Genomic DNA, 12,651 nt, shown 5'->3' on the forward strand with positions numbered 1-12,651 from the left:
CAGGCCTTCGTTTTTTGCCGTCTTCAACAGGGCCAGCAACGAAGCAAAGACCGGGCCGGCGTGCTCGAGGTCGGCCAGCACCAGTTGCACCAGGCTGTTCGCCGGGCTTTTCTGCACCAGCTCGATCACAAACCCGGCCAAGGCCGGCAGCGCAATGGCCGGGTCCTGCGTCACCACCGGCAAAGGCACAATGTGGATCTGCTGGCGGTTCCCCACCAGGACCTGACAGCGCTGGGTCAACAGGTCCAGGTCCTGGGATTGAGCGCCGGCCAGCACAATCAGTTGCCGGGCAAGGCTGCGCTGCGGCGGGTCGATCAGGGCTTTGTCGCGCCAGACCGGGGTCATCGCCAGCATGGACGGGGGCGCCGCAGCTAGTTTTCGCGACGAGAAACCTTGCAGGCGCAGTGCGATGCGGCCCTGCTCGTCGCAGATGTCCAGGTCCAGCTTGTTGATGCGTCCCGGCTGATGATCGGCGCTGTAGCGCACCCAGGCCTGGCAGGGCTGCTTGAGCAGATCCAACTCGCCCAACACCACCCGGTCCAGGGCAAAGGGCACCAGAGGCTGGTGCTCCCGCTGCGCCTGGAGCGGCTCCAGCAACGCCAGCCCCAGCGCCGCCTGCAAGGCAGAATCAAGCAGGCCCGGCGGCAGTTCGCAGCCCGGGGCTTGCTCGCCACGCAGCAAGCTGGCCAGCACCTGGCCGTTGCCCGCCTGCAGGGTGTTGATCCGGCGAAAGGACTCGCCATAGGCCAGTCCCATCTCACCGAAAACCTGGTAACACTGCTCTGGGGTCAGTCGCTGCTGGTTGGTCACGCCAGCGATGGTGCCCAGGTCCAGCGGCACCAGGCGTTCGGCGCTGCCAACCAGGGCGACGCCGGTGCAATAACTCGGGCCATCGGCCGCGCTGCCACGAATCTCGAAGCGGATCTGACCCTCGCCCTGCTCCACCAGCTCGATATCGATGTCCAGGTCGCCGCCGTCGTGGACCATGGGTTGGCGCCAGGCGACATGCTTCAGGGCCACCACAGCGTCGGCATCGACCATTGAGCGCTCCACGGCCGCCCTGGCCATTTCCAGGTAAGCCACACCGGGCAGGACCTTGCGGCCGTTGACCCGATGCCCGCTGAAAAACCATTCATTGCCGTCAAACCGGCTGCTGAAACGCTGTCCTGCCAGGTCCGAAGTATTGCGCTGCACCAGAGGATGCAATGAGGCGGCGCCCGTGGGCGAGGCGGCGGGAGCTTCGCTGATCCAGTAGCGCTCGCGGCTGAAGGGATAGGTCGGCAGCGAGATTCGCCGTGGCCGTGGTTGCTCATAGAGCTGCCGCCAGTCCAGGGTCGCGCCCTGCTGCCACAGGCTGAGCAAAGTGCCCAGATCCCGCTGTTGCAGGGCCCGATGCAATGTCTCCGGCGCGATCTTGCCGGCAGGCGGGCCACCCTCCCCGGCGCCGCTGTCGCGCAGCTGGCTCAAGAGGCTGTCGCGGCTGTGCGCGACGAACCCGCACCGGTACTCCATCGCCTCTCGGCCCAGTTGCAGGCTGACGGCCAGCTCCGCCAACTGCAGTTGCGGCTGGCGCTGCACAAAGTCGATCAACTGTTCGATCCGCGACTGCAGCGCTTCAGGGGTCTTGGCCGACAGCACAAAGACCGAAGCCGCCCCCTGCGGCTCGTTCCCCGGGATCACCGGCTCAACCGCTTCGAGCACCACATGGGCATTGGCTCCGCCAAACCCGAAGGAGCTGACCCCGGCCCGGCGTGGCAGCGCTTGCCCCTGGCGGTCGGACACTTGCGGCCATTCCCGCCCGGTCTGCAACACCGCGAACGGACTGCCGGCCAGGTCGATGTAGGGATTGAGCTGTTCGCTGTGCAGGCTCTTGGGCAGATAGCCCTGCTTGAGGACCAGCAAGGTCTTGATCACTCCGGCAATCCCGGCGGCGGATTCAAGGTGGCCGATGTTGGTTTTCACCGAGCCCAGGTAACAGCGCTGTTCAGGGTTGGCCCCCAGCTCGGCAAAGGCCTGTTTGAGCCCGCTGATTTCGATCGGGTCCCCCAGGCGTGTGCCGGTGCCGTGAACCTCGATATAACCGATGCTGTTGATATCGATGCCGCGGCAGGCCTGTTTGATCAGGTCGGCCTGGGCTCTGGGGTTGGGGGCCGTCAGCGAGTTGGCATGGCCGCCGTGGTTTTCCGCCGAACCGATAATCACTGCGACAATGTTGTCGCCGTCGGCCAGGGCCTGCTGATAGTCCTTGAGGATCAGCACACCGACGCCTTCGCCGCGAACATAGCCGTCGGCATCGGCGGCAAAGGCCTTGCAGCGCCCCGTGGGGCTGAGCATGCCGGCCTTGAGCGCGCCGATGAACACCATGGGTTCGAAGCACAGATTGACCCCGCCGGCGACCGCCACCGTGCAATCGCCATTGAGGATCGACTGCGCCGCCCTGTGTACCGCCACCAGCGAACTGGAGCAGGCGGTATCGATGGGGGCGCTGGGGCCGTGAAAATCGAACACAAAAGAGATGCGGTTGGCGATGATCGAGTGGGCATTGCCCGTGGCGTCGTGGGCCCCGGCCTCGGAACGGGCCAAAAGGCCGTTGTAGTCGGCGGACGAGATTCCGATGAATACCCCGGTGTTGCTGCCGCGCAGCTCGTGCGGACAGATGGCGGCGTCCTCGAACGCCGCCCAGGTCTGCTCCAGCACCAGCCGATGCTGCGGGTCCATGGCCTCGGCCTCACGGGCGGAAATCTTGAAGAAGTCGGCGTCGAAAGCGCTGGGGTCGTTGATGAAGCCGCCCGGGCAGGTGAATGTTTCGCGCAGTTGCACACGCTCGGCAATGCCCGGCAGATGCCAGTACGGCAACTCGCTGATGGACGCACGCTCCTCCAGCAGCAACTGCCAGAACTGCTCGGCGCTGTCGGCGCCGGGAAAACGCCCGGAGAAGCCGACAATCGCCACCCTGGGAGGCTGCACGGGCGCCGCTACGGCGCCTTGAGGCCCCGCGCCGATCTGCCGCCGCAGCCTGGGTGCCTGGGTGTGCGGCGGTTGCTGAGTGGGCCGCTGATTAGGCAGGCGGATGTCCTGTGTATCGTTCAACGTAGTGTTATCCATTGTTCTGAATGCCCTTACCGTCCTGGTTTACCCGGCGGCCTGGCCAGCCGGGTCAATTCTTCAGATCAATGCAATGGTTCCTGGACCGCTTGCAGTTTTGCCGCCAGCTCGCCCAACTGCTGCTTTTCATAGAACAGGTCCGGCATCAGCCGGGTGCCGAAGTGTTTGTTCAGGCTGTCCGTCAGCTGCATCACCATGATCGAATCCAGCCCCAGGTCATGGACCTGCGCCGACTCGCCGATCTCCTGCGGCGCAAACCCCAGCTTGTGCTGCAACTGGTGCTGGATAAACGCCAGAATCCGCGTGCCGAAGGCGGCTTCAGCCTGGCCATCCTGCGCCGGGGGCGTGGTGGCCACGGGCCGCGGCCTGGGGGCAACCGGCACGCCGGCGTCGTCGGCAAGCGCCCCCGCCAGCCAAGGGTGATCCCGATGGACATGCGCCCGCTCCTGCTCGCCAAGGTGCAAGCTGACCCGATCGGCCTTGAGGCAGATCCGCGCCTGCTGATCGAGCACCAGCACGCTGAACCCCAGGGCGTCGCCGCTGAGGCCGATCTGCGTCAGCACCACCGAAAACGGCCCGGCGGGCGGCTCGTAGCAACACAGCTGCTCGATGTTGCGCACGATGACCCGAGCCTGTGGCAGTCCCAGTTCTTCGAGCAGCAGATAAAGCGCTTTGTCGAGGGTGGTTGCCAGGTAGGGCGACAGCTGCAGGTTGTCGGCATGGTGATTGTGCCGATTGATCGGTGGCCGGCCCTCCAGCAGCAAGCCGCTGCGGCTGATGGCCCCCCTGCCCTGGTGATCGAGGTAAGGCGCAAAGTCGTAACCGGCCTGGGCCAGTCGCCGGCTGATATCGGCGTCGCTCAAGCTGGCGTCAGCCTGCGTCTGGTTCAGCAACTCGCTGGCAGCGTCCAGCAGCGACTGGGCCAGTGCCGGTTCGTTGCCGGTCAGCGGGTTGATCAGGGCAAACCCCAGGTTGAGTGACGGTTGCCCCGGACGTTGCACATCGAACTCGAGCTCCAACTGCCCTTCATCGATTTCCAGCAAGCGATACGCGAGCCCGCTGACGCTTGCCCAGTCGGCGATGAAGTGCTCGAACGCACAAGACACCGACAGGGTGCAGCCGGCAAACCGTGACACCAGCGCCGGCATCGCCAGGGCCACATCGGCAAAGTTGAAGGCGCTGATGCGTTGCCCACCGGGTGCCTGGTACAGGTAATCGAGCAATTGCGCCGGGACGAAGTCCGTGCGAAACAGCGCGCCGGGCTGGGTTGTCGAGCAGTTCTCGGCCACCAGGGGGTGCAGTTTTCCGGTGAACATCAGCGGATTGATGATGGCCGACTCGTAGTCCGGTTCGGTGTACCAGCAGCGGTTTTTTTCGAACGCGTAGGCCGGCAGGCTGATGCGCTGAGGCTGGCGCTGATACAGGCTGGCCCAATCGACCTGATGGTCTCCCCCCAGCCACTGCTTCATGCGTGAAGTCAAAGGCCCGTCGCCCTCGGGTAGCTGCGCCGCATCAGTTTCCTGGAAGCGGTAGAAGGTGTCGCCGCCGTACTGCCCGCCGATACAGGCGGTCAGCGCCTCCAGCAGCGCCTGGCGGCTGTCGCAACGGATTACCAGGCGGTTGCGCAGGTTGTTCTTGCCAACCTGCAGCGTGTAGGCGATCTGTGCCAGCGAGGCGTCGCTGCTGGCCAGCCAGTCGCGCAAACGGCTGAGGTTCTCCACCAGTAGCGACAGCTTGTGCACCGAGAACACAAACGCCAAGTGCTCCTCGGCGATCTGCCCGGCGGCGTCTGCCGGCTGCGGATATTCCTCGACGATCAGGTGAGCGTTCATGCCCCCGGCGGCAATCGAGGTCAATCCGGCCCGCCGTGGAAAGCGCTGCAGTTCACCCTGGATCAGCCGCTCCGGGCGACGCCATTGGGTCAACTGCTGCGGCACCATGAAGGGCGTATCGGCAAAGTCGATGTCCTGGTTGAGCAGGCCGGAATGGATCGATGGCGCAATGTGCCCATGCTTGAGTTGCAGCAGGGTCTTGGTCAGCCCGGCCACGCCCGAGGCGGCCAACAGGTGGCCGATGTTCGACTTGATCGAACCCAGGTAACAGAACTGCTTCTCGTCGGTGTCGACGGCAAAGGCATTCTTGAGCCCCAGCACCTCGATCGGGTCCCCCAGGCGGGTGCCGGAACCGTGGCCCTCGACATAGGAAATCGACGCCGGGTGCACCTTGGCCTGCTCCATTGCCTGACGAATCGCCAGGGTCTGCAGGTCCGGGTTGGGCACATTGAAGCCGTTGCGTTCGCCGGCGTTGGTGATCGCCGAGCCCTTGATCACCCCGTAGATCTGATCGCGGTCGGCGATCGCCCGGTCCAGGCGCTTGAGCAGCACCGCTCCCACCCCTTCGCCAATCACCGTGCCGTCGGCGCCCACCCCATAACTGTTGACCGATTGCGAGGTGATCGAGGTGAAGTTGCCCTGTGAGGTGTTGACCACCGTATAGGGGTGGTACATCAGGTTCAGGCCACCGGCCAGCACCATCATGGTCTCGTCGTGGCGCAGCATCTGGAAGGCGCTATGAATGCAGGTCGAGGACGACGAGCACATGGTGTCGATAAACAGGCTGGGGCCGGTCAGGCCGTAGAAATACGACACCGTCATCGGGATGGTGGCCATGCCCGAGCCGGACGCGATCGAACCGCCGGACAGATTGTGTTCGAAACCGTAGTAGTGGTAGTCGTTGCTCATGGCACCGAGCAACACGCCGACATTGCCGCCATAGCGGCTTTGCAGGGTTTCCCGCGAATAACCGGCGTCTTCGAAGGTGTGCACCGCCGTCTGCAGGAACAGCCGCACTTCCGGCGACATGTGATCGGCATAGACCTTGGGCATCTTGAAGTAGCTGTAGTCGAACTTGTCCACGTCCTTGATGAAGGAACCGTTGAGGCAGGTGCTCTTGCCCAGCACATCACGGTTCTTGTAGTAGAGCTTGCGGTGATCCCAGCGCTCGGCGGGGAACTCGCTCATGCAATCGACGCCGTTGGCCAGGTTCTGCCACAGTTGGTCGATGCTGTCCGCACCGGGGTAATAGCCGCCCAGGCCGATCACCGCGACGTACTGCGAAAGGTCACTGTCCTCCACCGGCTCTGGGGCGGGCGAGGTGGCCGTGCTGCTGGCAACGGCGAAACGCTTGCCAGCCAGTGGCTGCGCTGAAGGCGCCGCAGGGCCGGCGACCGGCAGCGGCTGCTCCTCATCTGCCAGCAGCGCGGCAAAGCGCTGGCGATACTTGACCGCGAAGTGCTCCACCATGCCGGCAATGTTGACGTGTTCGAACAACAGGGTCTTGGGCAGTGAGCCCAGGTGTTTTTCCAGTTCATTGGTCACCCCCACGGCCATGATCGAATCAAAGCCGTAGACCTCGAACTTTTCCGCCGGATGGATTTTCGCCTCATCGATCTGAGTCACCTTGGCGATGATCCGGGTGACAAAAGCCGCGATGTAGGTCCGCAGCTCGCTGTCGCTCAACTGCGACGCCCCGCTGGCCGGCTGCGGCGCAGGCTCGAGCGCAGCCTGCGCCGGGACAGCTGGCGTCAGGCCAATGCCCGCCAGCCGCGACAACTGGCCATACACCACCCAGGCCTGAGGGTGGACCGACTGGGTCAACAGCTGGCGCAAACTGTCGAGGCCCTCGGCCTGTGGCATCGGCACGATGCCCAACTGTTCGCGCAGCTGTTGCTCGATCACCGGCGCAAGGCCCATGCCGCCGTCGCGCCACAACGGCCAGTTGATGCTCAGCGAGCGTCCTTTGCGCTTGCCATCGGCGGCCAGGTTCTGCCGGTAATGCATGTAGGCGTCCATCCAGGCATTGGCGCTGGCATAGTCCGCCTGCCCCAGGTTGCCCATTGCCGCCTGGGACGAACAGCAGAGCATAAAGTCCAGCGGTCGCTCGCCGATGGCCTGATCCAGGTTCTCGATACCGGCGACTTTCGCCGCCAGCACCTGGGCAAAGTCGCTGGCGGACTTGTGCATGATCAGGCTGTCGCGGATGACCCCCGCGCTGTGGATCAGCCCGTGCAACTGGCCCTGTTCAGCGTAAATGCCATCCATCCACTGGCTGACCGCCGCGGCGTCGCTGACGTCCAGCGACCGGTACACAACCCGGGCACCGAGAGCCTGCAGTTGCTCGAACATCCCTTGAGCCGCCGCACCGGGTTGGGAACGCCCCGCCAGGTACAGCACCGGGTTGCGGCAACTGCTGGCGATCTGCCTAGCGAACACCAGGCCCAGGCCGCCGGCCCCTCCGGTGATGGCATAGACCCCGCCATCGCGAAATGCCCCGGGTTCATCGGAGTGCGCCGGCTGCACGGCCAGTTCGCGCCATTGATGGGCGTAGAGGCTGCCGCTGGCGAAGACCCGCACCCGTTGCCCGCAATGAAAGCGACTCTGCCGGGCGATGACCTGACTCATGGCCGCGTCGCCCATGTCAGGGTCCACCGCCACCAGCCTGGCCTTGAGTTCGCAGTTTTCAATCATTGCCGTACTCAGCAACGCGTCCAGGGCCGTCAGGCGCAGGTCGTCCTGCCCCTGGCCGACATAAAGTTGCAGGTAATCCCCAGTCCCGGCGCGCCGTTGCTGCAAGCACTCAAGCAGGGCCAGTGCCGATGTCTGGTAGTGCGCCGCGCCGCTCGCCCCCGGTGCACCGGGCAATACGCTGACTTGCGGGCCGAACTGACGCCGCACATCCGCGACGACCGCGTCCGGCAGCCCCAACAGCAGCAGTTGGGGCCGGGCATCGCTGGGCAGCGCTTGACCTGGATTGTCGAGGGGTTGCCAGTACGGGGTACGGATCAAACGGCCGAGTGCTTCGCCGCTCGCCCGCGGCGCCAATGTGGACACCGCAGCGGCTTCAACGCTGGTGCGCCGCGAACTGAAGCCCTCCAGGTGCAGCAGGCATGCGCCGGCATGGTTGCAAATCTGCAGATCCACCTTGTCCACCGCCGCGCCATCCGGCATGGCGCGGCGGCTGGCGATCACCGTCAACGGCGCCAGGCGCAGGGATTGTTCGAGCGAGCCGTACAAACGCAGGCTTTCCAGGGCAAATGGCAGTGCCGCAGCGGCCGCCTGTTGCCCGGCACCCAGGGTCGCGGCGATATGCAGCGCACTGTCGAGTATCCCCGGAGGCAATGGCACGCCATCCATCTGCGGATCAAGGGCTGCGCCGGACAACTGGCCGAGCACCCGGTTCTGGCCAATGAGGATCTGCCCGGCCGCCCGGAAGCTGCTGCCGTAATGCACGTCCATGGACTCGAAGTCGCGATACAGCGCGTCATGGCTACGCTCGCCGAGGTTGCACTCAGCGGCCAGTTGCGACAGATCCAGCGCCGCCGGCATGGGGGGTGCAACATCGGCCAGCAGCGCGTCGCCCTGGGCATGCAACTGCTGCACCGTGCCGTCGAGGCTGTAGATCCTGAATGACAGGCTGTCCCCCGAGCTGAGCGTCAACTCACAGAACAGCTCGACTTCGCCAGCGTCTGCGCCCTGGGCAAAGGCCAGCGGCCGCAACCACACCAGGTTGCGCAGCGTGACCTGCTGCATGGGCCGCTCGCTGGCCCGGACAATCGCTTCGCGAGCCATTTCCAGGTACGCGGCGCCGGGGAAAATCAGCTGATCGCCCATTCGGTGATCCGCCAGAAAGCGCTCCCGACCGCTGAAACGGCTGACAAAACACTGGCGCGCCAGGGTTGAGACATTGCGCTGCAGCAGTGGGTGCAGGTGCTCCTTCGCCTGCCCGGCAGCGGCGGCCGAACGCGGGCGCGCCTGGGGCCAGTAGCGCTCGCGGGCAAACGGATAACCGGGCAGCGAAACCCGAGTGGGCGGCGCCGCAAACAGGCGCCGGCCGTCAATCTCATAACCTTGGCGGTAGCAGTCCGCCAGCCCCGACAACAGTTCGCGCAGCTCGTCGTCATGGCCGGTCAGGCTGTCGTCCAGCAACTGCTCGATATAACGCACCACGGTTTTGCGCGGGGCAAAGTCGCGTTCCACTTCACCGGCAAACAGGTTGGGCCGTTTCTCGCCGGCCAGGTAGCACTGCAGGCCGTAGCGGGTTTCTTCCAGATCCGCGGCCACCAGTGCCAGGCGATAGCGAAAGTGATGCCGCCCTTCGAGCAAGGTATGGCTGATCGCAGGCATCTGCGCATCCCGGTAACCGCCCTGCTCCAGCGCAACATTCAGTTGTGCGGCTTTTTCCTCCAGGGCTTCGGCGGTCTTGGCCGACAGCACCAGCACGTAGCAGGGACGCCGCAGTGCCACGTCGTCGGCGCGCTGACTGTAGCTTTGCACAACCACGTGGGCGTTAGTGCCGCTCATGCCGAAGGCACTGACCGCGCCAAGGCGTTCGCGGTCGCGTCCGGCCTGGGGCCAGGGTTTGTTGGCCTTGTTGACGTAGAACGGGCTCTGTTGCCACTGGATGTAGTGGTTTTCCTGCTCGCAATGCAGGCTGGCCGGAATGGTTTCGTGGCGCAGCGCCTGCAACAGGCTGATGACGCTGACCAGCCCCGATGCGGCGAAGGTATGGCCCAGGTTGGTCTTGGTCGAGGTCAGGGCGCAATGGCCGGGGCTGTTGCCGCCAAAGGCATCGTTGAGGGCGTTGATCTCCACCGGATCGCCCAACTGGGTGCCGGTGCCGTGGGTGACGATGTAGTCCACCGCCTGGGTATCGATCCCGGCGCGGCGATAAACCTCTTCCAGCAAGCGCTGCTGGGACACCCCGCTGGGGGCGGTAATGCCATTGGTCTTGCCGTCGTAGTTGAGGCCGCTGGCGCGCAATGTGCCGTAGATCCGGTCGCCATCGGCCTCGGCGCGGGCCAGGGGCTTGAGCAGCACGCAGCACACCGCTTCCCCCGGCACCATGCCGTTGGCACGATGATCGAAGGCAAAGCACTTGCCATCCGGCGAGAGCATCCCGGCCTGGGTCATGCCGATAAAGGCATCCGCGGAAAAGATCAGGTTGACGCCGGCCGCGATGGCCATCTCGCATTCCTGGTTGCGCAGGCTGGAGGCCGCCTGATGCAAGGCCACCAAAGCCGACGAGCAGGCGGTGTTGATGGCCATGGTGGGCCCGGTGAGGTTGAGAAAGTACGCCAGCCTGGAGGCCAGAATGCCGTTATGGCTGGAGGTCAGGCTCTCTTCGCCCGCCAGGCGCTGGAAGTCGCCCTCCTCGACCCCGACGAACATGCCGACGCGCTGGGTTGCCAGCTGACGCGGGCCAATGCCGGCGTCCTCCAGGACATTCCAGGACTCCTGCAACAGCAGGCGCTGCCTGGGGTCGAGGTGGGTGGCCTCGCGGGGTGAAATCTCGAAAAACAGCGGATCGAACTCGTCGATCCCCGGCACGCTGCCCATCCAGATGCAGCGGGTCTTGGTCGGGTTTTCCCGGGGGTCGCCATAATGCTCGCGCCAGTCATAACGCTCGGGCGGAATCTCGCTGACCATGTCACGGCCCTCGGCCAGCACCTGCCATAACTCATCGGTTGTGCGGGCACCGGGAAAGCGGCCGCTGATGCCAATGATGGCCATGGCCTCGGTGGCCGGGGCCGAGGCGCTGGCAGAGCTCGTCAGTGGCGCCGGTTGTGCTTCGGGTTGTGTTTCTGGCTGTGTTTCTGGCTCGGCTTGCGGGTCGCGGGTCACGGAGTGCAGGTAGCAGGCTTCAACCGCCTGGCGGTGCTGCGCCAGCAAGTGCGCGGCGAGTTTGGCCAGGGTCGAATGGCTGAAAAACACTTCCGGGGTCAACGTCAGGCCGAAGTGACGGTTCAACAGCCCGGCATATTCGGCCAGGCTGATGGAGTCGAAACCGAAATCGGCGAGGTTGCACTCCTCCCCCAGGCTCTGCCGTTCGGCCTGCAGCGGCCGGCTTGCCAGTTCCCGCAGGTCCCAGGCCAGGGATTGTTCCAGGCTCAAGCCCTTGAGTTCGGGGCGACTGTGGGCCGGGGCGCGTGGCAGAACGGCTGCCGGGCGGCCAGCCGCGGCTTTGGCCGTCGGTTGATTGATCCCCTCCAGCAGCTGTTGCAAGCGCGCCGGTTGGCCTGCCAGCACCAGGACCTGCGGGATATCGCTGCCGACAATCTGGCGCAGCAATGCCAGGCCCTCGGCGCTTTCCAGCATGCGCTGGCCGCTGGACTTGAGGTAGAACTCGGTGGACTCGCGCTCGCCCAGCGCCATGCCGCCCTCGCGCCACAGCGGCCAATTGATCGCCACCACCCGCCGGGCACGCCCACGCTGTACGTAACGGGCATAGGCCTGCTGGAAACGGTTGGCCATTGCGTAGCTGCACGCGCCCATATCCCCCAGCAACGCCGAGCTGGAGGAGAAATGACAGATCAACGCCAGGGGTTGCTCCGCCAGCACCTGGTCCAGCACCTGAGTGGCCCCGATCTTGGCATTGAGTACTGCGGCGAATGCCTCTGGCGAACTGGCCAGAACACTGCCACTGGCCTGCAGACCGGCCGCATGAATCAGGCCATCGATCGGCCCGCTCTGCGCCAGTACCGGGGCCAATGCCGCCGTCAGCGCCGGGCGATCCGCGCAATCGGCCTGGACATGAAACACCCGGCAGTGCTCATGGCTCAGTGCGTCGATCCGTGCCCGGGTGGTGGCCGACAGTGGCGAGCGACCGTTAAGCAACAACTGCAATTGACCGTCAGTGCGCAGTCGTGCGCGGTTCGACAGCTCGCCCGCCAGCAACAAGCCCAGTTCGCCGAGGCCGCCGGTGATCAGCAGGGTATTGAGTTGATCCAGGGCCAGCGGCTCGGCGGCAGCTTCCACGGGGGCCGCTATCAGGATCGGGCGCTGGGACCGCGTGTCGCGGTACAGCCGGCTGCCCGTCGGCTGGCCGCTCAGTTGCCGCCACAGGCGCTGCAACCAGCGACGCTCGTCGGCACCCGCGCCGGGCACGTCGATGGCCTCGTCGATGGCCACCTCGACGGCGCACGCCATCAGGCTGCCCAGGGAGCGTTCAATGCCGATCCAGGACTCCAGGTGACAACGCTCAAGGCCATTGCTGGCCCGGCCTGCCAGCAACAGTCGCGCCACCGGCGCCGCGGTCACAGCCATGGCCTTGAGCAAGGCGACAATCGGGCTGCTGTCGCTGATCCAGCGGCGATCGTCCATGCCCCACAGATACAGGACCCGGGTCGCAACGGCGCTGCCCAGCACCTGCTGCAGCCCTTGCTGCAGCAGGTGCGGGTGATGCACCGCCACCCGATAATGGCCCTCCTGGTCACGTTCATTGAGCGGGCCGGGCGCGACGAACAGCAGCTCGGTGTCCGGGCTCAGGGCCTGGACCTCATCGGCCAGTTGCCGACGCAGCCCAGGCTCGGCCAACAGGCAGATCAGCCGCTTGATCCCGGCGCCGCCGCTGGGTTCCTCGACGTCCTGCCACTGTTCGCTACAGGTGAGCAGCGAGGTCTCAAGCGTCGCAGTTGCGCCGCCGGGTGCCGGCGCTTCCAGCCAGTAACGGTCTTTGGCAAAGGCATAGCCCGGCAGGCCGATGCGCGCG

The 12,651-nt window shown here is 65.3% G+C and carries 2 protein-coding genes; both read right to left on the reverse strand.

Annotated elements, in window-relative coordinates; genetic code table 11:
- Positions 1-3,090: type I polyketide synthase (locus tag BLX41_RS34085; RefSeq protein ID WP_221179236.1), on the reverse strand; the 3,090-nt coding region annotated here is incomplete at its 3' end.
- Between the two features lie 80 nt (positions 3,091-3,170).
- Positions 3,171-12,476 carry an SDR family NAD(P)-dependent oxidoreductase gene (locus tag BLX41_RS32750; protein ID WP_221179237.1) on the reverse strand — a complete coding sequence of 3,102 codons (9,306 nt, stop codon included), beginning with the start codon at positions 12,474-12,476 and terminating at the stop codon, positions 3,171-3,173.
- Positions 12,477-12,651: the final 175 nt, after the last annotated feature.

This window comes from Pseudomonas protegens (genome assembly GCF_003732485.1).
Taxonomy (GTDB): Bacteria; Pseudomonadota; Gammaproteobacteria; order Pseudomonadales; family Pseudomonadaceae; genus Aquipseudomonas; species Aquipseudomonas protegens_B.